The following is a 19,303-nucleotide window of genomic DNA, read 5'->3' on the forward strand; positions in this document are numbered from 1 at the left end:
GACAGCGGACCGTGATCGTCACCCGCATCACCGGTCACAGAGCGAACGGGTAGGTCTCCGGCATTTCGCCTTCCACCCATAGGCTGGTGCGTTCGAGCGGTTCGAGGGCGTGCGTGGTGTCGATGTGGATCACCGCGTCGAACTGATCGGACAGCAGCGTGTAAAAGTTCGTGGTCGGTGCGGACGAGGAACGCGTCCTTTCCCACCTCGTGGAAGAGTTCTTCGACACTGCTGGGCAACGCGGCGCGGACCATCTTTCGTTCCGCCGGTCCACCCCACTCGCTGGCCGCGGTGACCGTTCCCGCGTAGGTGCTGAATCCGATCAGGCGGCAGTCGTCGCGGTACCGTTCGCGCACCAGTTGGCCCACAGTCAGTTCGCCCTGGGTTCCGACCTCGGTCACCCTCGACGACATGCGTGATCCGGCCCGGCTAGCCATCCGACGTGGCCGACCGCCGAACTCGTCCCGGCCGTCCGTCGCGCTGGTCAGGTGGCGAGTGTTTCGGCTTCGTCGCGGGCGCGTTGGGCGGCCTGCAGCTCGAGTCCGTAGAGCAGTCCGAAGGTGAATCCGTTCTCGCCCTCGGTGGCCCCGGCGCGGGCGCCGAGCGCGCGGAGGACGCCGCGGGCCACCACGCTGTCCTGGTGTTCACCGAGTACCTCCTGGATTTTCTTGTACTTCGCGACCTTCTTTCTGCTCTTCTTCCTACCGAGGATTGGGATGGTGAGCTCGGCGGCGTAACGGGCCCGCTTCGCGGCCTTCCGTGCCCGGTGGAGGGCCTCATCCCCGCCGTCGTCGAGGGCGGCGGCCAGCCTCTTGTCGGCCTTCTTCCACGCCTTCCGGGCGGCCTTCTCGAGCACCCGGGAACCGGATGAGGCCTCGTCGGTCAGCGGAGGCGCCGTGCGCCACTGGGCCAGGCTGGCGAGCAGCGCACGGTAGCGGCCCGTGTCGAGGGTCGCCATCACCTCGTCCTGATACCGGCGCTGCTCGGCGAGCAGGTCGTTGTCGATGCGGGCGGCGACCGGGCCCATCACCAGCTCGCTCGGCAGGTCGGCGACCGCCTTGGCGAACCGGGCGCGCTGGACCTGCCGGTCACGGACCTCACCGAGTATCCCGGCGTACCAGGACAGTTCCTCGTCGAGGTGCGACCGCGCGGCCGGGTCGAGAACCTTCTGGAACACGCGCAGGGTACTGCGGAACCGCCGGATACCGACCCTGGTGGAATGGATCGAGTCCAGCCCGCGGCGAGCCACACGTCACCGGCGACGATCGCCTGGGCGTGTTGCTCGAGGTAGTCGGTCAGCAGCTTTCGGACAGTCCCCACACCGGCATCCCCGTCGTCGCCTTCGCTGGCGTCCGCGCGACCGCGGTCCGGCGTCAGCGCCGGACAAGCTTCGACGCATACCGCGACGGGTGCGCACCGCTACGGGTCAACCGTGTGCCGATCGCCCGCAGGAGCTTGTCGTCACCGCGGTCGCCGAGCTCGACCTCCACTTCGCGCCACTGGCTGGCGACGGCTCCCTCGTCGCCGGCGGTCGCGGTGGCCTGCACCGTATCGTCGGCGGCCTCCGCCAACAGGTTGCCGTCCGCGTCGAGCAGGCGGTGCCGGTGTCGGGTGGTGGAGATTTCGGCCACCCGCCGCACGGGTTTGCCGAGTGCCACACCGACGACCAGCGTCGCCAACTCGTCGGGCACCGATTCACCCTCGGTGATCGGCAGCCGGATCTCGGTGCGCGCCGTGCCCGCGGGCACCTTCAGGTGCCAGCCGGCGTCCACATCCCCGGATCGGCGCCGCAGCGTCAGGTGCTGGCTCAGCAAATCCCGGTCGGCGGTGTCGTAGTACACGCTGTCGAGGGTGACGGTGTCCCGCTCCACCCGGCCTCCGGCCGGAACCAGGTCGTCGAGGCCCGGTACCACGAAGTCGAGGCTCACGTCGTACTTGTCTTCCCGCTCCCGCCGCATCGACGTCGTGAGTCCAGTCTTCGCTCTCCGGCCCACACGTTCGGGCGACCAGGAAAAGTGGCGGTGCCTGCCCGCCGGGCCGTCGTCTCGCGTGTACGTTGCGCCCTGACCCCAGGTCTGCGGTCCATGGTTTTCGGCCATCTCGTGTCCTCCTTTGCCACGTTCACACGGTCGTGCCGGCTCGGTACCACGATCCCGATAGCCTCGCTGAGACGCGCAGGGTCGAAGGTCACTGGTTCGATGGACGCTGGTCTTCTCGCCTGTGCACACTCGGGTCTGCGAGGACTTCGTCCCGGCACCGCGCATTTCGTTCGGTACGGGCGCCATCGGATCATCGGCGGGCGGCGCCACATGATGGGCGTAGGCGATGCCCAGTCCGATTGTCATCGAAACCAGGGGGCGGCTTTAGGGAATGACCCTCGGTTCGACGAGCGCGGCGCTGCTACGCCTGCTGTGCCGTACCCCGCTCATCGTGTGCGAAGGACGCAGAGGACTGAAGTCCTCCGACAAGCAACGAGTGTCGATGACCTTGTTCCCTACGCCGGGCGCGGTCTGCGCGGAAGACTCGGAACCGAGCCAACGGAGGAGGTACACGATGGACACGAATCAGGCACTCCCGCTGCGCTGGTGGCGAATGGCACCGTGGAGCCGAAACCCACTCATGCGACGCTGCGACCGCGTCGATGCCGCCGCGGCTCTTCTCGCGACCGTGTTCGTACTGATCATGGTGCCGTGCGCGGCCGCCTTCGGGACAGCGACATACACGGGCCTGAGCGAACAATCCCACGCAGACCGCCAGCGCAGCCACCGACAGGCTGCCGTTCTCGTCGCCGACCCGCGGCCCGGATCGGTGGCAGACACACGTACCAGCTCCCGGGAACCCCAGAACCATGCGTCGGCGCACTGGACCGCACCGGACGGCACCCTGCGCTCGGGTGATGTACCGACGCCACCGGACGCGAAGTCGGGCGACAGCATCGACGTGTGGATCGACTCGAACGGCAACCTCACGGCCGAGCCGAGGACTGGGCAGGAAAACGCCACCGTCGCTGTGAGCGCAGCACTTTGCGTGTGGGCCGCCGCCGCGAGCGGTGCCTTCCTCTTGCTGTCCTGCATTCGATGGATGAATTCACGGCGCCGGATGCGGCAATGGGATCGCGAATGGAACGAATTCGGCCGGACACCAGGATGGCCCGTCAGCTGACCCCGTCACTCGAAGCCGCGTGACGCAGGAGCAGCGATCAACCCGACAATCCCCGACCGCAGCACTCACGATCTGGCCGAGACGAACGAGAACGACTCCGGCGCAGCTGGATCCACCGATACGAGAGCAGGACATTCGCGCGTGAACACCTCGACGACAGACGCACACCTTTCCGGCGGGCCCGCCGCACACCTGATCGGTATGCCAGGTATTGCACGTGAACCGGGGGGTGAGGCGGTGGTGGTGGGATCGCGTGTCGTAGTCCGTACCGGTACCGGTTCCGAGCATCTGCACCCGGTTCGTGGCGTGGTGATCGAGGACTACGCGGACGAGCCCGCCGTTCGGGACCAACTCGGCGGGGGCCGGGCGCCGGTCCGCCGGTGGGCGATGGTGCTCGACGACGGCCCACTCGTGTTCGCTGATGACGGCGACCTCGAGCTCGACGCGGAACACCCTGCCGCGGGCCCGGCGGATTTCGACTTCCGGCGCGGCTAGACATCACCGCCTTGCCGCGGACAACAACACGTCTCGGCACCGACACCGCCCTGATCAGAGCAGAAAGGACCACGGAATGAACACCCGCCCCTTCGATTTCGTGCCCGAGGCCGACCGGCTCGAGCAGACGCACACCATCGACACCGTCGGCGGCCTGCTCGACCCCGAACCGGCTTCCCGCGTACCGGTGCCCTGGGATGCGCCCGAAGCCGACCGGCTCGAGCAGGCGCAGCCGGTCGGCACCGTCGACGATGCACTGTCCTCCGCCGGCACCGACCATGCCTGGGACGCGCCCGAGGCGGACTGGCTCGAGCAAGCCTTCGCGGTCCCCTTCGGCGACGACCACGACGTCCGCGACGGGTAGCCGGTCAGAAACTCGCCATCCCGGGGCGCGGCGGACCGTGGACCCGCACCACCCACACGTGCTCGAACCGCACGGCGCTGTGTCGCCACACGGGTGGGGTTCGCCGCCACGCGGTGCCCGCCGAGCCCGGCATCGGGTCGCACGACGGGGACTCGGCCGGTGGTGATGTCGGCAAGAGCGGGGGAGATGCGGGTGCTGGGGCTGGGAATTTTTTCGCCATGACTCTTGTCATGTTCTATGTCAAACGATATAACAAATCTACAGCGAATGCAGTAGATACTGTGACAAACAGAGAGGTTTCTGGAGGTGGAAACAATGTTGATGCGCACGGATCCGTTCCGCGACCTCGACCGGTTGACTCAGCAGATCCTCGGTACCACGGCACGACCGGCGGTGATGCCGATGGATGCCTGGCGTGAGGATGATCGGGTCATCGTCGAGTTCGATCTGCCCGGGGTGGACGTCGATTCCCTGAACCTCGACGTCGAACGCAACGTGTTGACGGTGCATGCCGAGCGACCCGCTCGCGACGAGAATCAGGAGATGCTCGCGTCCGAGCGGCCGCGGGGTGTGTTCCGCCGGCAGTTGTTCCTGGGTGAGAATCTCGACACCGACAAGGTCGACGCCACGTACGACGCCGGGGTACTGCGGTTGATCATCCCCGTCGCGGAAAAGGCCAAGCCGCGCAGGATCGAGATCAGCGGCAGCGGAGAGAAGAAGGCGATCCACGCCTGACCCCGACCCGCACGGGAACGGAGTGAGTGGGGTGAGCACGATGACATTGGCGAACATCGGTCCCACGGTTTCGGAGCCGGATGGGTGCGAGGTGTGGCCCTGGTACGAGTTCGGCCTGTTCGTGGCCGATTCGGAGGGCATCCTCGCCGACGCGCTCACGCCGCAGGCCGTTGTCCTGCTCACGTTGGTGGACACCGATCGGCTCGGCTCGCCGCCACCGCTCCCGGCTTCCGCGCAGGGGTGGACTCCGCTACCGGCCCCGCCGCCGGGGCGACCCCGCGCCAAGCAGCGCTCCCCTCCGGAACAAGGAGGGAGCAGGGTCGCGCCTAGGAAGGATGCGGAGCCGCAGGCGCCGGATGGCATCGGCGGCTTCTCCCGTTCCGCCTGGTCAATGGCGGCCGGGGAGACCCACCTCGTCGGCTGATTTGTCGTTGCGCAGTCCTTTCCAGCTGGGATGCCGGAGCCCTTCACCGGTGTATTCGCGGTATTCGACGTCGCCGACGAGGAGCGGTTCGACCCAGTGCGCGCCGCGTGCGATGGATCGCGGTGGGGGAACGTCGAATGGGCTGGTGGGGCGTTCGAGTTCTGCGAGTTGGTCTCGGAGCTTGCGGCGCATGGATGCCGTGAAGCCGGTTCCAACATGCCCGATGTAGACGAGGGCGCCGGTGTCGCCGTGTGCGCCGAGGATCAGTGAGCCGACGGCGTTGTGGTGCATGCCGGTGCCGGGCACCCAGCCTGCGATGATGGCCTCGGTGTTCTTGCGCAGAGGCGTTTTCACCCAGGACGGTGAACGGATCCCCGGGCGGTACGTCGACTCGACCCGTTTGGCCACGACACCCTCGAGGGATTGTTCTCTCGCGACATCGAGCATGGTCTGTCCGTCGACGTCGACCCAGTGCGGCGGGACCTGAATACGAGGTCCCTCCAGTTCGAGATCTGTGAGAGCTGTGCGGCGGTCGAGGTAGGGAAGGGACATGATTTCCGCGCCGTCGAGGACCAGGAGGTCGAAGACGTAGTAGGTGGCAGGCGTTGTCCTGCGAAGTTCCGCAGTCGGTTTCACCACATGCATTCGATGCTGCAGGCGGCGGAAGGACGGTTTGCCGGTGGCGTCGAGGGCCACTATCTCGCCGTCCACGACTGCCGGTCTACCGGCGAGCGCCGTGCTCAGTGCCTCGACCAGCTCCGGATAGGATTCGCTGACATCGTGGCCGTTCCGGCTCCACAAGATCGGAGCATTCCCTCTGGTAGAGGCCACCATTCGTTGGCCATCCCATTTCATTTCGAACGCCCAACCATCGCCGACCGGCGGGGAACCGAGGGTCGCCAACATCGGTGCTATCGGTCGTTCGCGCGCGGGGCCCACCCACTCATTGTGCGCAAACAGGACGCGTGGGGGGCCCAATCCGTGTCCCCGAAAACCTTCGATTGCCGGCCACCCTACAGACGCGTACAGGAAGTAGGGAGTCCACCTTCAATCAGCTGCAGGACTCGAGGCGCCACGTGTCCACCTACTCCCTGACCTCGCCGAAGTTTGGACTGATCGCACTCGAGGCACGAGGACGACATCAGCCGGATCGGTCCTCCGCCAACGATCGGCAACGAGAACTGGGGCCCGAGTTCGGTGTTCTACTTGGCGGCCCGCCTCGGTGACCTCGAACTTCCCGGTTTGTGCGCGTTCCGCGTTGCACCCGCACGGTCAGCACTCCACCGGCCAACGAAGCCCCGTTTCCCGTTGCCCCGAAGCTCACCCGGCAGCGTGACGCGATACTCGAACTCCCCGGGCGTTCCCGCACCGGCGGGTGCTTCCGCGGGGCCGCGATGTCCCGCGACCATTCGATTGGGAGGCCGTGCTGCCGCGACCTAGCCATCAGCGGGCGCGATATAGCGCAGCGTTTCGGCCGGATCGGCGGTGCGGTCGACGACCCAGGCTCCGCCTTTCGCGGTAGTCGCCGCCCGCGGCACGCATGTCGATCCTTGCGCTCGCGCGAGCTCTGCCAGGGCGTCGAGCACCTCCCGATGGGTACAGAAAACGGCCCCGTCGACACCCGGCGCACCGAGCAGGGCGAAGAGTTCGTCGGTCGGTGCGCCTATTGCCAGTAGCGGGTGAATGTCGATACGCAGCCCGCGCGCCGCGGCGAGAGGCATCAAGGTCTGACGGCACCGTAGCGCTGGACTGGACCACAGTGCCCGTACCTCGATGCCGCTCAGCGCAGCGACAAGGCCGCGTGCCTGCCGATGACCGAGCGTGCTCAGCGGGCGGTCGGCATCGGGGCCGCGCCACCTCTGCTTCTTACCTGCATGCGCATGACGTACCAGGACGAACATCGACACCCTCTCCGGCCGCCCGGCCGGCGAACGCTCCCGGGTGCAGATCACATCCTCGTCGAAGTTCGCTCGTTATGGGACCTTCCCGAGCGCTGATCGCTGATGCCGAAGCTATACCCCTGATCGACCGTGTGTGGGCGTGAACAGCGCGTTACGGACCCCCAGCGGTGGGGTGATTCATTGTGAATCAGAGAGGTGTTGATGATGGGACACGGTCGATCGAGACCGAGCGGTTGCCGCACTCGACGTTGCTGTTGCACGTCGCAGGATCGCGGAACTCGATCTCCTCCGAGCAGTAGTCGAGGCGGACACTGCCCACATTGCGCAGCGCGTGATCCGTGGGCACATCGGGATCTCGCTGCCCAGGATCCATCGCATGCTGCGCACTGTTTGCAGAACCCGGCGCTCCTCGATCGGACACCGACTGACGTCATCGATCGCCGCACTGCTGGAGACATAACCGACGACGAGATGATGGCCGCTCTCCTCAACTGGGGTTACACGTTCGGTCGTGTTCCCGTGAGCGGTGGAATATTGACTGATGCATATGGGCCGGGTAGCAGGGATGAGGGTTGAACGCGCTTCCTGCCGCGGACATCTGACCGAGGATGAGCTCGGCCGGCGCTCATGAAGCGGAACAAGGACGCACTCGAGCGAGCGGCGTTGTCTGCGTGATCAAATCAGATTCACCGCGCGGTGAGGTCGCCGCGCAGCTCGCCGGCATGTCGGCAAGCGGGGCCCCGCTGGACACGAAGTCTCCGACGAACACCAATATCCGCTATGCGGCATCGCTTTCGCGTCGGTCGTTCCGCAAGAACGTCGTTGAGCGGTATCGGTCTCGTGAGACACCGCCGCGTGAAGCGCGTTCTGCGGTTCTCACGGCAGGTGCACCTGGCCCGGGGCGAGAACGTACTGATCGAAGGGACGGTTCTATTCGGTATCGGTTTGCCGGGGGGGGTGTCCCTATGGTTTTCGTCAAGCGGCTGCGGTTACTGGGGGTTGGTAGAGGGTCTTGTTCTTGAGCATGGCGTAGAGGACGTCGCATCGGCGTCGGGCGAGGCAGATCAGGGCGGCATTGTGCTTCTTTCCCTCGGCGCGTTTGCGGTCGTAGTAGCCGCGGCTGGTCGGGTCACCCAGGGCTGCGAACGCGGACAGGAACAGGGCACGTTTGAGCTTGCGGTTGCCTGACCGGGCGGGGTGTTCACCGCGGATGGAGGAGCCGGATCGATGGGTGACCGGGGCAATGCCCGCGTACGCAGCGAGGTGTCCGGCGGACTTGAACGCGGAACCGTCGCCGACCTCGAGCAGGATCCGTGCTGCCGTCCTGACACCGATGCCGGGCATCGAGGTCAGGGCTCGGGAAAGAGGGTGGTCATCGAGCATCCCTTCGACGTCTTCGCCGATCGTTTTCCGTTGCAGAAGGACTTCTTTCAGGGAGTCGGCGAGCTTCGGCAGGACGATCTCGGCGGCCTTGCTGCCGGGCACCGTCACCGATTGTGTTTCCAGTGCGGTGAGGATCTCGGTGGCGAGGCGGGCTCCCATGCGGGGCGCGTGCTTGACCGCGAGCGTGGTGAGTTTGCGTTTGCCGGCCTGCCGGATTCCGGCGGGTCCGCCACAGCGCGTGAGGATCTCGAGGACTGCGGGGTGGGTAACGCGGGGGCCGAGGACCCGTTCGAGGGCTGGGTGGATGGAAGTGAGCAGGCCGCGGATCCGGTTGCTGATGCGGGTGGCTTCGCCGGCGAGGTCGTCGTCGAAGCCGACGAGGACCTCGAGTTCGGCCAGCGCCTCGTCTCCGGGGTCGACGCGGCGCAGGGTGTGCGGCATGGTCCTTGCGGTGTCGGCGATGATGAATGCGTCGCGGGCGTCGGTTTTCGCCTGTCCGGGGTACAGGTCGGCGATGCGGCGCATCGACAGCCCCGGCAGGTAGGCAACGTCGTGTCCGCAGGCGCGGGCGACGGTGACCGGCAGGGCGCCGATCGTGTTGGGTTGATCGACGATCACCAGGACCGGACCGCGCGCGGCCAAGCCGTCGAACACCGCACGCAGCTTCGTCTCGTCGTTCGGCAGTGCCTTGTCATAGAGGCGGCCGCCGGAGGGATCCAGCCCGACGGCGTGGTGTTCGCCTTTTCCCACATCGATGCCGCAAAACACGGCGTAACTCGTGTCCATTCAGCAGTCCTTCGTCCGGCCAGTCCGGTCGCCGATCCAGCATCGATACCCGACACCCACGTTACGAGGAGACCTACCGCAGTTTCCGGTGGCCCTGTCCCTATCAGCGGTCCATCGACGCCACCAGGTTCGGCGACACCCCCCCCGGATCATTCGAGAGACAGGGGCAAGAAGTCATACCGAACATGGCGACCGCAGTCCCGCGGAACGGGACCACGAAGACGGTAACGGGCGTCGGGTGCGTGCGGCGTCGAGGATGCGGTCGCGCATCCATCTGTCGAGGCGTTGGCCCGCCTCGGCGGCCGCGTCCGCGCACAGGGAGTGCTCGGCGTCGGTCAACCGCACGGTGGTGATGTGGGTCGGGCCCGGCCCGGCGGGTTCGCGGCGGTCTTCGGCGACCTGACGAAGAACGTGTTCCCGCAGTCTGTCCAAACTCGCGGGCCCGGCTTCGTCGAGGATCTGTGCACCGGCCGATGACCTGTTGTCGATGAGAGCGAGCAGGAGGTGTTCGGTGCCGATGCCATCGTGGCCGAGCAACGATGTTTCGCGCAGACTCTGTTCGAGCACCTTCTTGGCGTGTGGGGTGAAGGGGATGTGCCCGGCCGGGTCGGCACGCGTGGGCCGATGTCGGAGAGCTTGCTGTTGATGACGTCGGTGGAGATACCCCACGAGGTCAGTGACGTCGCCGCGACACCGTCGGCTTCGAGGACCCCGAGCAGCAGGTGCTCGGTGCCGAGATAATCGTGGTGGTGTGTCCGGGCTGCGTCGGAGGCCAAGACAACTGCTCTGCGTGCCTGCTCGGTGAACTTTTCGAACACCACCACCACTCCCCTCGAAACTCGTCCGGCAATGGGCCGTGCCGGGGCGGCTACCGGACGATGAGGAGTGGGCGGTTGACCGAGTTCATCAACGTCCTGGTGGTCGATCCCAACAGCATGCTCGCGAACCCGCCCCGCCCGCGGCTGCCGACGACGAGAAGCTGCGCATTTTCGGCTTGCTCGCGCAGACTGTGTGCGGGTTGGTCCATGACGACGACTGGGTGGATCGTCACGTCCGGGTATTTCTCGGCGTGGCCGGCGAGGGACTCCGACAACTGGGCTGTTTCGTCCTTGACGATCTGCATCCACACGGGGTCGCCGTCCTCGAAGGCGAAGGGAATGTTGACGTCGGACCAGGCGTGGACGGCCACGAGTTCGGTGTGCCGCAATGCGGCTTCCTCGAATGCCATGGAGACGGCCGGTTCGGTGTGCGCGGAGCCGTCCACCCCGACGACGACGGGTCCTGCAAGGTCGTTGATGTCGGTGTCGGGCAGGCCGCGGATGACGGCGACGGGGCACTGTGCGTGGGTGGCAACGGCCGAGCTGACAGAGCCCAGGAACATTCTTTCGATGACCCCTTGCCGGTTCGCACCGACGACGACCATGCGCGCAGATTTCGCGTGCTCGAGAAGTTCACCGGCGGGTGTCTCGGTGCCGAGGACGGTGTGGATCTCGAGCGAGTGACCGGGTACCGCGTCGGCTGCGACCTCGCCGGCCCTGGCCAACCTCTTCTTGGCTTCGAGTTCCTCTTCTTCGAAGAAGCTGGCGGGCAGGCCGACGGGGGCGCCGTAGACGCCCGGACGGAGCGTCGTGGTGAGCACCGTCAACGGAGAGTTCCGCAGTGCCGCTTCCTTCGCGGCCCACGACACTGCCTGCAGCGCCGACGGTGATCCGTCTGTTCCGACGACGATCGGACGGTCGGCAGCCATGTTGTTCCCTACCTTCTTGGCGGGTGGTGGCACGGTGGGAGGGCTTGTCCTGAGATCCATGGTCGTCGCCTTCGGGGCGGAGGTCCACCGCGGCCTTGCCAGTCCCTACACTTCCGACGATGTCAACGGTGACCGTTGTGCACATTCACCGTCGTGTCGGTCGCCTTTGATGGAGCTGGTCGTGGACCCCGCGGGGCCGGCGTTCGTGTGGTACTCGCGTGCCTTCGTTCGGGGCTGAGGCCGAGGTAGTCCAGGTCCCGTTGCGGGGACGTTGCGCTGCTCGCCGCCCTACGGGTCGTACGGCGGCGCGGGGAGCGGGTATGTTCCTGCTCCGGGTGTCGCCGGATGTCGCCGGGTGGCGAGGCCTGGCTCAGGGGAGGGGAGGACCATCGGAGAGCGGTTCCGCGCCCGAAATATAGCCAATGATCGTCTGCCCTTTTGATTCTCGTGTGTGTGCCGCCGAATTGTGGAGTCCGCTGGTAGGGCAGCCAAGAATATAGATAGCCCGCCAACCCAGCAGGGATGCCGGAGGAATGCCTCTCGAGATATCGAGCATGGTCTGTCCGTCGACGTCGACCCGGTGCGGCGGAGAAATAGCTGACAGATGAAGTTGCGGGTTCCGGGCGGGGTGGGTGGATCATTCGCTGCCCGATGTTTTTCCAATGACACAATCTGCTTATTTACGCCCTACCTGGTCAGCCGTGTCTGGATACAAGGGAAAACGAAATCCGTCAATATTCTCCCAATCGTACATCCACTTTCGCTGCGCTTCCGTGAATAAAAACTCATCCGCAGTAATCCCTGCGGTGACCTCTTCTCCGCCTTCGCTCTCAAGCAAAGCTGGCACCAACACCTGCTCTGCGATCAGCGCTCTGCTGAGAGCATCGTGCCCCCGCAGCGCAAATACTTCCGGCGAGCTGTATCCGACAACAGGTTGCTCCCACGCCGGTGCGGCACCTGACTCAATTGCAGCCAATTCCGATCTGGCGACACGGGATCAACAACAAGGCTGACGATATTACGGTCTGGGCAGCGGTTCGTGCGGCGAGCCCGGTCTGTCACCTTCAGGCTGGGGGCGTCCGAGCAACGATCGTTGCGTCTCGAGCGGACTCGCCATCACCTGCTCGCCCTCGACGGGATCCAAACCCTGCGCACCACCCTAGCGCCCTCGACCTCAACCCCACCGGCGCGTGCACCGCAGGACGTCGCACCCGAAGTCGAGGGCGGCAACGTGGTCGCGGACCAGCCGGTTCGGGATCAGGTGGATCTCGATTCGCTGGATTGGCTGAACTTCCTCGTCAGCCGGCATTCGGCCGTCGAGATCGACATACCGGAGGCCGACTACGGAAAACTCGTCATCCTCACCGACGTGACAGACTACGTCGCCGCCCGGGTGACGCCGTGATTCGCCGAGGACCACATGCGAGGGGGAGCCGCCGCTGACGTTCGATGTCGAAGCCGCAGAGCACTGCGGGTGATCGCCTCGTACTCGGAGGCCGATTCGAACAACTGGTGTGACAGGTCGGCCAGTGCGCGGGCGACGGCGAGCTGCTTGCCGATCGTCACCACGTCGAAATGGGTCGAACGGAGGCCCGCAGATCCCGTGCCCTCGAGTGCGGTGTCGTCCGGTCTCGGTAGGCGGGCCCGCGCCGACACCGACATGTCCGCGTCGTCCGGTTTGTGCTCATCGATGACGATGCTCACCGACCATTGCTCCCCGTTCACATTCACTCCCGTCGTCGCCGGACTCTGCGATCTCTTTCTTCACGTGCGTCGCGTGCGCCTCCATCGAACCTCGGCCGGGAGCGCCGGAAAAGGGTCGCAAGTCCTCGGCCGCGGTGACATCCGACGCTCACCGTGGGGGCCGCGGACGTCGGGCCCCGCTGCGGGTTGTCCCCCGCCGTCGCGGCGCTGTCACGGATGTACTGCGCGAACTCGCGCACTGCCGCAACAACCGGGTGCGGCGCCGAGCGCATTAGCGGACGATGAGCAGCGGGCACAAGAGCACGGAGTGTTCGTTCCTGTTCGGCGGGCCCCGCGAAAGGGCCGTCCTCCGCGTCTGCGCCCGAGCGGAGCTTCGCCATCCACGGGGCGGCGGCACGACTGTCGAGCAGCGACTTGCCCGCACCCACCTCGTGGACTGCCTCGGTCAGTTCCATCCCGCGGATGTCCTTGACGACATATCCCGGCGAGGATGGCGTCGAGCATCGCCTGGTCGTCGGTGTAGGACGTCGGCATCAGACAACGCATGCCAGGCATCCGGGAGAGCAGCTCACGACACAACTCGATGCCGCTACCGTCGGGCAGCCGGACATCGAGCGCGGCAACGTCGGGTATCAGTGCCGGGGTTCGAGCCAGCGCGCCCGCGAATACGTTGCCGGTTCCCCGATCACGGTCAGTTCGGGGTCCACGGTGAGAAGATCCGCTATCCGACGGCGGACCACCTCGTGATATCGACCAGAAAAACGCTGAGCGCAGCCGACTGTCGGGAATGGCAGTGGAGGGCTACGCCGCCCCGCGGGGAGGGTTAGTGCGTGCCGGCCGCGTCGATCGGTTCGAGTAACTCGATGGCAGGCGGGCCCTGGGCCCCTGCGTGCTCGGTGACCTGGGCGATCTTCGTATTGCCTTCGAAGAATTTCCTGGAAGGGCTCGATGCTGTCCCACTCGTCATGACGACGAGCTCACCAATGCCCTCGGCGAACCCGATGATGTTGTATGCCAGCCTGTTTCGTACCGTCGGTGATCTCGTCGAGTAACGCAGCGTTCATCTCTGATGGACTGTTTGGCCGCTTCCAGATCTGAAACGGTGAACCGGCCAACTTCGATCAACTCATCGTCGGCCGCCTTCGAGTCGACAGTGGTTGCACCGTCTGCGAGTCTATCGCGAAGTTCGCCTTGATCGAGGATCGCAGGCGTCTACCGGTCGCCACCGCCATTGTGACTGCGACCAGCACAGCAATGGGCCCCCGGTGGCCGGAGCCTGTCAGGCTGACTGAGTGTCGCCGGGAGACCAGGCGTGGTCGTCAGTTGTTCCCGGGCGGGAATCTCGAGACCGACAAGATTGACGCCACGTACGACGCCGGGTACTGCGGTTGACCCATCCCGTCGCGGAGAAGGCCCCACCGTACACGAAATCAGCAGCAGCAGAGGGAGGAAGGCGATCCATGCCTGACCCCGACCCACGCGGGGACGGGAGTGAGTGGGACAGCGCGATGGCCCTTGGTGAACATCAGCCCCCGGGTTTCGGAGCCGACGAGTTGCGAGTGCGGCGGTAGCAGGAGTAAGAGTACGACCTGCTCGCACGATTCGGACGGCACGGTCGCGACCGGCGACGAAACGACGGAGGGGACGAATGGATCGGACTTCGGTCTACCGTCGTAGCGATGGGCGGATCAGGCTCCCTCGTCCGCGGCCAGGTGGTCGATGTCGGAGAATTTCGTGTCAAGCCCGCTGCGTTTGTTGATCACGAACGTGATCGTCCACAGCACGATGCCGACGACCAGCATCAGTCCGGCGATTCTGTATTGGATCATCTGCTCCTCGGTACGTGCCCACGGTCCGGCGAGGAAAAGACACAGCACCGCCGCGACAACCGGCACCCAGACGGGAGCGCGGAAGAACGTTTTGTCCGCCCGCCGTTTGAGCACCAGGCACGCGATGTTCACGACCGCGAATACGAACAATAACAACAGCCCGGTCGTCCCTGACAGGGCGCCGACCACTGAATTTCCGGACATCTGGTTGACCACGACGATGAGCACAAGAGTCATGCTTGTCGTGAACACGATGGCCGCCCAGGGCGAGCGGCGCGCCGGCAGGACGGACCCGAGTACACCCGGGAGCACCTGCTGCTTCGCCAGCCCGTAGATCAGTCGACTCGCCATCAGCATGTTGATGAGTGCGGTGTTCGCGACCGCGAACACCGTCAGATAGGGAAAGATCTCATCGATCGGAAGCCCGGGTGCCCCGAGCCGGACCACGTGCAACAGGATTCCCTCACTTCCGGAGTCGTAGTCCAATGGGAGCACGGCGATGACCGCGGCAACGACCAGGATGTAGATCAAGCAGGTGACTCCGAGCCCGGTGAGCATCATCTTGGGAAAGATGCGTTCGGGGTTCTTTGTCTCCTCGACCATGTTCACCGAGTCCTCGAATCCGACCATGGCGAAGAAGGCGATGGCGGTCGCAACCGTGACCGCGAGGAACCATCCCTTCTCGTTCGGGTCGTCGAATACCACCAGATTCCCGATGTCGCCTTCGGCGCTGCCGCTGCCGGCCGCGACGAGGCCGATGATGATGACGACTGCGAGCGCGGTCATCTCGATGAGGGTCAATACCACGTTCAATTTCACGGATTCGCCGACGCCACGGAGGTTGATCACAGCGAGCATGCTCATGAAACCCAGCGCGACGACGAGTTGTGCGGTATCCCCGGTCGGAATGTCGAACCAGCCCACTCCCTCTGCATCACTGAATGTTTCGTGCAGCCCGGCTAGTAGGTTACCTGCGACGACGTTCGATGACGTCGACGCACTCGTGATGCCCGAGCAGATGACGGCGAACGCAACAATGAACGTGACGATATGGATGCCGAAAGCCTTGTGCGCGTACAGGGCGGCGCCGGCGGCCTGGGGGTATTTCGTGACGAGTTCGAGGTAGGAGAAGGCAGTCAGCGTTGCAATGATGAACGCGAGAATAAACGGAAGCCAGGCCATCCCGCCAACGTTCTCGATCATGCTTCCGGTGACCGCGTAGACCCCCGCACCGAGAATGTCGCCGACAATGAAGAAGAGTAGCAACCCGGGCCCCAGAACCCGTTTGAGTTCACCGCGCTTACCGGCGGCGCCCGGGTCGCCAGTAGCATGTGCCATGCAAGAAATCCTAGACCCGCAGGTGATCACGCAGGTAGTGCTCGGCAGCACCTACCCGCCTGGCTGTGACCGGCCCGGACGTTTGGGTGGGATCTCCACCCTGACCGCGTTCTGGCCGGCCGTGGAGATCGGGGATTGGCAGCGGCTGACCGGGTGCGCCATCGGTACTTTACTGGGATTGCCCAACACTCTTTCGGCGCAATGCGTGTCCCGGAGTCGATCACCAAGACCGTTAGCCTCCGGCTGCTGATCGAGGCTGCATGGCGTCACCGCCCGTCCTACCACCGAAGTGCGGAGCTGCGCAGACGGTGGGCAAGGCTACCCCGCCGCCGGCGGTCAGCAGGACAACCGGCGACTGCACTTTCCTGGGCTGCGCTTTGAGCGCGCACGGAACGTCCCTCCCTCGCGAACACCGCGGTGGCCCGGGAAACTTGCCGGCTGGTGCTGGTCATTGGCAGTCTTGGAGAGCGGCCGCGAGCCGCAAATGCCCGGACGCGGCCCACGGTGGTGGCGGTGGCACCTGGGAGTGACTCGCGACCGATCTCTGAGCACACATCAATCTCGCGTTGAAAAACGTTCGCGGTCATCAGCTCGGATGCAGTGCCCCGGTAACGGGCTGACGACCGGCACCCGGGGAGCGTCCCCCCGCGGCGCTGTTCGACCGCACCCGAGATCGGGCCGCCGGCGATCCGCGCGTCGAGTACATGCTTGCCGCGTATACGCGCGGCACAGGTATCGGTTTGCCGGCATCATGGTCATGTTCGAGGCCGCCCCCGCGGTGACCGCGTGGTGGTCGATGTCAGCGACCGTGAAGACGAGGCGCTGTCCTGAATGCCCCGCGTTCGGGCGAACCGGTGTCGAAGGCGGTGATCGCCTGGGCGGCCGAGGTGAGCTGAGTGGGACTGTGTGCCGGACAACTCCACCAGCTCGCGCTGTGCGCGTGCCTGGCTTCCGCGACACGCAGGGAGAGGTGCTCGATATTCCGCGGTTAGCGCCTCCGGGACGACAATGGGAGCCGGACCTGCAGACGAGGAGCACACCGTGACCACTGAGTCCGGAGGTAGTCCGCCGGTTCGTGCCGTGGACGGTCGGGAAACGTGTCGGGCCGCCGCGGTGGTTGGGGCACTCGGTGTCGTGTTCGGTGACATCGGGACCAGCCCGATCTACACCATCCAGACGGTATTCAACCCGAAGGACCCGCACCCCGTGCCGATCAGCACGAACAACGTCTACGGCGTCGTGTCGCTGATCTTCTGGTCGGTGATGATCATCGTCACCGTGACCTACGTTCTGTTGGTGATGCGCGTCGACAACGACGGCGAGGGCGGGATCATGGCCCTGATCACGCTGCTGCGGCGCCTCGGTGGCGCGGGGGGCCGTCGCGTGACCGCGGTGCTGGCCGGTCTCGGTGTCTTCGGCGCCGCGCTGTTCTTCGGCGACAGCGTGATCACACCCGCGATTTCCGTGCTGTCCGCGGTGGAAGGCCTGAAGGTCGTCCAGCCGGGACTGGAGAAGCTGATTGTGCCGATCACGGCGGTGATCATCGTGGGATTGTTCTCCGTGCAGCGGCGCGGCACGGCGGCGGTAGGTCGGTTGTTCGGGCCGGTGATGTTCGTCTGGTTCGTCTCGATCGGTGCATGCGGTGTGACCGGCATTGCCCGACATCCGGAAATCCTTCGGGCGCTCTCGCCGACGTATGCGCTGAACTTCATGTTCGGGCACTTCGGCATCGCGTTCTTCGCGTTAACCGCGGTCGTGCTCGCGGTCACCGGTGCCGAGGCGCTGTATGCCGATATGGGCCATTTCGGACGGCCGGCGATCACCCAGGGCTGGCTGCTGCTCGTTTTACCGGCGTGCGTACTGAGCTACCTCGGCCAGGGCGCGCTGCTTCTCGGTGACCAGGGCGCGGTGGGAAGCCCGTTCTTCCTGCTCGCCCCGGGCTGGGCGCGGTTGCCGATGGTGCTACTGGCCACCGCTGCGACGGTGATCGCCTCCCAGGCGGTGATCACCGGCGCCTACTCGGTCGCGTCGCAGGCGGCGAGGCTCGGTTACCTGCCGAGGTTGCGGGTGGTGCACACCTCGGAGTCGAGGATCGGTCAGATCTACGTTCCGTGGATCAACTGGGTGCTGATGGTGTCGGTGCTCACGCTGGTGTTCGCCTTCCGCAGTTCGGCGGCATTGGCGTACGCGTTCGGCATGGCGGTGACCGCGACGATCACGATCACGACGCTGCTGTTCTTCTACGTCGCCCGCACCAAGTGGGGCACGCCGTTGTGGCTGGTCGTGATCGGCGGCGGCTGTTTGCTGGTGGTCGATCTGCTGTTTCTGGCGGCGAACTTGACCAAACTGGTGCACGGGGCGTGGTTGCCGTTGCTGATCGGGCTGACGGCGTTCACAGTGATGACCACCTGGCAGCGCGGTCGCGCCATCGTCACACGCGCGCGGGGACAGGTGGAGGGACCACTGCGCGCGTTCGTCGACCAGCTGCACGATTGTCGGCCGCCGCTGGTTCGGGTCCCCGGCACCGCGGTGTTCCTCAACCGCGGGAAGCAGACCGCGCCGTTGGCGATGCGGGCCAATGTCGAGCACAACCGCGTGCTGCACGAACACGTGGTGATCATGTCGATCGACACGCTGCCGGTGCCGCGCGTACCGGATACGGAGCGGACGGAGGTCGATGCTCTCGGCTACGCCGAGGACGGGATCGTCCTCGTGACAGTGTATTTCGGGTACATGGAAACGCCGAACATCCCGGACGCGCTGCGCCTGCTCGACCCCGCCAACACCGAGGGGCCGATCGCGATCGATGACGCCTCCTACTTCCTGTCGAAGATCGAGCTGACGATGGGGACGGCACCGACGATGGCGCAGTGGCGCAAGCGCCTGTTCATCACCACCTCCTACATCACGGGCGACGCTGCCGAGTACTTCCGCCTGCCGGGCGAGCGGACGGTGATCATGGGTTCCCGAATCGACGTGTAGGGAAGTGGACCCGGCCAATCCGGTTCGTCCGACCCCGCGACAACCGACCGGCTCTGGCCGCACGTACATCGCCGAACATGGCTGGTGCTGAGCCCGGTTCGGTCTGCGACGTGTTTCTGCGTCGGCGACCGAGGCTGAATCGATCGACGGACACAACACCTTCGAAGGGAGCGGGGTGGTACTCATCAAACGAAATACCCCCGCAGTCTGGTGGTGCCCTTAATTCCGCCAGTTCGGCGACGGCCTGCACCCAGAGGAAGGACTTTGTTGGTGCCCAAATCCGCCACCGTCTTGATGTTGAAGGCGGCCTCGAGGTGTTCGGCGTCGGATTCGCTCACACCCTGAAGCGCGGCGATCGGGGCCTGCGCGAGCTCGTCGACCGAAAGGGTCTCGTAGGCCTTGTCGAACTTCGACGCGGCACCTGCCATGTGCTCGTCCTCCAGTCCGCGTCGG

The 19,303-nt window shown here is 65.5% G+C and carries 15 protein-coding genes and 5 pseudogenes; 7 read left to right on the forward strand and 13 right to left on the reverse strand.

The genetic code is table 11. The features are described from left to right. Positions 1-34: 34 nt before the first annotated feature. Positions 35-407 (reverse strand): annotated as a pseudogene (locus OYT95_RS43410) (erythromycin esterase family protein); the annotation flags it as partial. A 77-nt stretch (positions 408-484) separates the two neighbouring features. Beyond that, positions 485-1,958, reverse strand: a pseudogene (locus tag OYT95_RS43415) (CYTH and CHAD domain-containing protein). 595 nt (positions 1,959-2,553) lie between these two features. On the opposite strand from OYT95_RS43415, the gene OYT95_RS43420 reads away from it, so the two are divergent. From OYT95_RS43420 to OYT95_RS43440, 5 genes are all read left to right on the forward strand, one after another. Continuing rightward, complete coding sequence (locus OYT95_RS43420; protein WP_268792638.1) at positions 2,554-3,162, forward strand: Rv1733c family protein; 609 nt, start codon at positions 2,554-2,556, stop codon at positions 3,160-3,162. Positions 3,163-3,303: 141 nt separating this feature from the next. Next, positions 3,304-3,657, forward strand: a complete 354-nt coding sequence (locus tag OYT95_RS43425) for a hypothetical protein (RefSeq protein WP_268792639.1) — start codon at positions 3,304-3,306, stop codon at positions 3,655-3,657. Between the two features lie 76 nt (positions 3,658-3,733). After that, entirely contained in the window at positions 3,734-4,021 is a 288-nt protein-coding gene (locus tag OYT95_RS43430; protein WP_268792640.1) for a hypothetical protein, read from the forward strand. A 315-nt stretch (positions 4,022-4,336) separates the two neighbouring features. Next, positions 4,337-4,756 carry an Hsp20/alpha crystallin family protein gene (locus tag OYT95_RS43435; protein ID WP_268792628.1) on the forward strand — a complete coding sequence of 140 codons (420 nt, stop codon included), beginning with the start codon at positions 4,337-4,339 and terminating at the stop codon, positions 4,754-4,756. A 31-nt stretch (positions 4,757-4,787) separates the two neighbouring features. Further along, a complete protein-coding gene (locus tag OYT95_RS43440; protein ID WP_268792629.1) occupies positions 4,788-5,180 on the forward strand; it encodes a hypothetical protein in 393 nt (130 codons plus the stop codon). Here the strand turns inward: OYT95_RS43440 and ligD are convergent. From ligD to OYT95_RS43475, 7 genes and pseudogenes are all read right to left on the reverse strand, one after another. Continuing rightward, on the reverse strand, positions 5,145-6,086 hold the full coding sequence (gene ligD, locus OYT95_RS43445; RefSeq protein WP_268792641.1) for a non-homologous end-joining DNA ligase: 942 nt from the start codon (positions 6,084-6,086) through the stop codon (positions 5,145-5,147). The two genes, OYT95_RS43440 and ligD, sit on opposite strands and share 36 nt — an antisense overlap. 530 nt (positions 6,087-6,616) lie before the next feature. Continuing rightward, positions 6,617-7,081: a SixA phosphatase family protein gene (locus OYT95_RS43450; protein ID WP_268792642.1), complete on the reverse strand. Its 465-nt coding sequence runs from the start codon at positions 7,079-7,081 to the stop codon at positions 6,617-6,619. A gap of 975 nt (positions 7,082-8,056) precedes the next feature. Next, positions 8,057-9,250: an IS110 family transposase gene (locus OYT95_RS43455; protein WP_268792643.1), complete on the reverse strand. Its 1,194-nt coding sequence runs from the start codon at positions 9,248-9,250 to the stop codon at positions 8,057-8,059. Positions 9,251-9,424: 174 nt separating this feature from the next. Beyond that, positions 9,425-9,919, reverse strand: a complete 495-nt coding sequence (locus tag OYT95_RS43460) for a Clp protease N-terminal domain-containing protein (RefSeq protein WP_268792644.1) — start codon at positions 9,917-9,919, stop codon at positions 9,425-9,427. 20 nt (positions 9,920-9,939) lie between these two features. After that, a pseudogene (locus OYT95_RS43465) lies at positions 9,940-10,077 on the reverse strand (Clp protease N-terminal domain-containing protein); the annotation flags it as partial. A 41-nt stretch (positions 10,078-10,118) separates the two neighbouring features. Further along, positions 10,119-10,997 carry a universal stress protein gene (locus OYT95_RS43470; RefSeq protein ID WP_268792645.1) on the reverse strand — a complete coding sequence of 293 codons (879 nt, stop codon included), beginning with the start codon at positions 10,995-10,997 and terminating at the stop codon, positions 10,119-10,121. A 676-nt stretch (positions 10,998-11,673) separates the two neighbouring features. Continuing rightward, positions 11,674-11,973 carry a hypothetical protein gene (locus OYT95_RS43475; protein ID WP_268792646.1) on the reverse strand — a complete coding sequence of 100 codons (300 nt, stop codon included), beginning with the start codon at positions 11,971-11,973 and terminating at the stop codon, positions 11,674-11,676. 117 nt (positions 11,974-12,090) lie between these two features. Here OYT95_RS43475 and OYT95_RS43480 point away from each other — a divergent pair, with 117 nt between their 5' ends. Continuing rightward, complete coding sequence (locus OYT95_RS43480) at positions 12,091-12,402, forward strand: hypothetical protein (protein ID WP_328286581.1); 312 nt, start codon at positions 12,091-12,093, stop codon at positions 12,400-12,402. Here the strand turns inward: OYT95_RS43480 and OYT95_RS43485 are convergent. The 3 genes and pseudogenes from OYT95_RS43485 to OYT95_RS43495 form a co-directional block, all read right to left on the reverse strand. Beyond that, positions 12,375-12,701 (reverse strand): dsRBD fold-containing protein, encoded by a 327-nt coding sequence (locus tag OYT95_RS43485; RefSeq protein WP_268792647.1) that lies wholly within the window; start codon positions 12,699-12,701, stop codon positions 12,375-12,377. The genes OYT95_RS43480 and OYT95_RS43485 overlap by 28 nt on opposite strands. A 293-nt stretch (positions 12,702-12,994) precedes the next feature. Next, positions 12,995-13,458: pseudogene (locus OYT95_RS43490) on the reverse strand (response regulator); the annotation flags it as partial. Between the two features lie 931 nt (positions 13,459-14,389). After that, on the reverse strand, positions 14,390-15,868 hold the full coding sequence (locus OYT95_RS43495; RefSeq protein WP_268792648.1) for an APC family permease: 1,479 nt from the start codon (positions 15,866-15,868) through the stop codon (positions 14,390-14,392). A gap of 1,008 nt (positions 15,869-16,876) precedes the next feature. Here OYT95_RS43495 and OYT95_RS43500 point away from each other — a divergent pair. After that, positions 16,877-18,850 (forward strand): potassium transporter Kup, encoded by a 1,974-nt coding sequence (locus OYT95_RS43500; RefSeq protein WP_268792649.1) that lies wholly within the window; start codon positions 16,877-16,879, stop codon positions 18,848-18,850. Positions 18,851-19,073: 223 nt separating this feature from the next. Here the strand turns inward: OYT95_RS43500 and OYT95_RS43505 are convergent. Beyond that, positions 19,074-19,278: pseudogene (locus tag OYT95_RS43505) on the reverse strand (hypothetical protein); the annotation flags it as partial. Positions 19,279-19,303 lie beyond the last annotated feature (25 nt).

The sequence above is a fragment of the Rhodococcus sp. JS3073 genome, from assembly GCF_026810085.1.
Taxonomy (GTDB): domain Bacteria; phylum Actinomycetota; class Actinomycetes; order Mycobacteriales; family Mycobacteriaceae; genus Rhodococcus_F; species Rhodococcus_F wratislaviensis.

Coding starts and splice junctions, on each gene's coding strand:
- OYT95_RS43435 (WP_268792628.1), top strand. CDS start 4,337: ATGTTGATGCGCACGGATCCGTTCCGCGACCTCGACCGGTTGACTCAG.
- OYT95_RS43470 (WP_268792645.1), bottom strand. CDS start 10,997: ATGGCTGCCGACCGTCCGATCGTCGTCGGAACAGACGGATCACCGTCG.
- ligD (WP_268792641.1), bottom strand. CDS start 6,086: ATGTTGGCGACCCTCGGTTCCCCGCCGGTCGGCGATGGTTGGGCGTTC.
- OYT95_RS43500 (WP_268792649.1), top strand. CDS start 16,877: ATGGGAGCCGGACCTGCAGACGAGGAGCACACCGTGACCACTGAGTCC.
- OYT95_RS43430 (WP_268792640.1), top strand. CDS start 3,734: ATGAACACCCGCCCCTTCGATTTCGTGCCCGAGGCCGACCGGCTCGAG.
- OYT95_RS43420 (WP_268792638.1), top strand. CDS start 2,554: ATGGACACGAATCAGGCACTCCCGCTGCGCTGGTGGCGAATGGCACCG.
- OYT95_RS43455 (WP_268792643.1), bottom strand. CDS start 9,250: ATGGACACGAGTTACGCCGTGTTTTGCGGCATCGATGTGGGAAAAGGC.
- OYT95_RS43450 (WP_268792642.1), bottom strand. CDS start 7,081: ATGTTCGTCCTGGTACGTCATGCGCATGCAGGTAAGAAGCAGAGGTGG.
- OYT95_RS43495 (WP_268792648.1), bottom strand. CDS start 15,868: ATGGCACATGCTACTGGCGACCCGGGCGCCGCCGGTAAGCGCGGTGAA.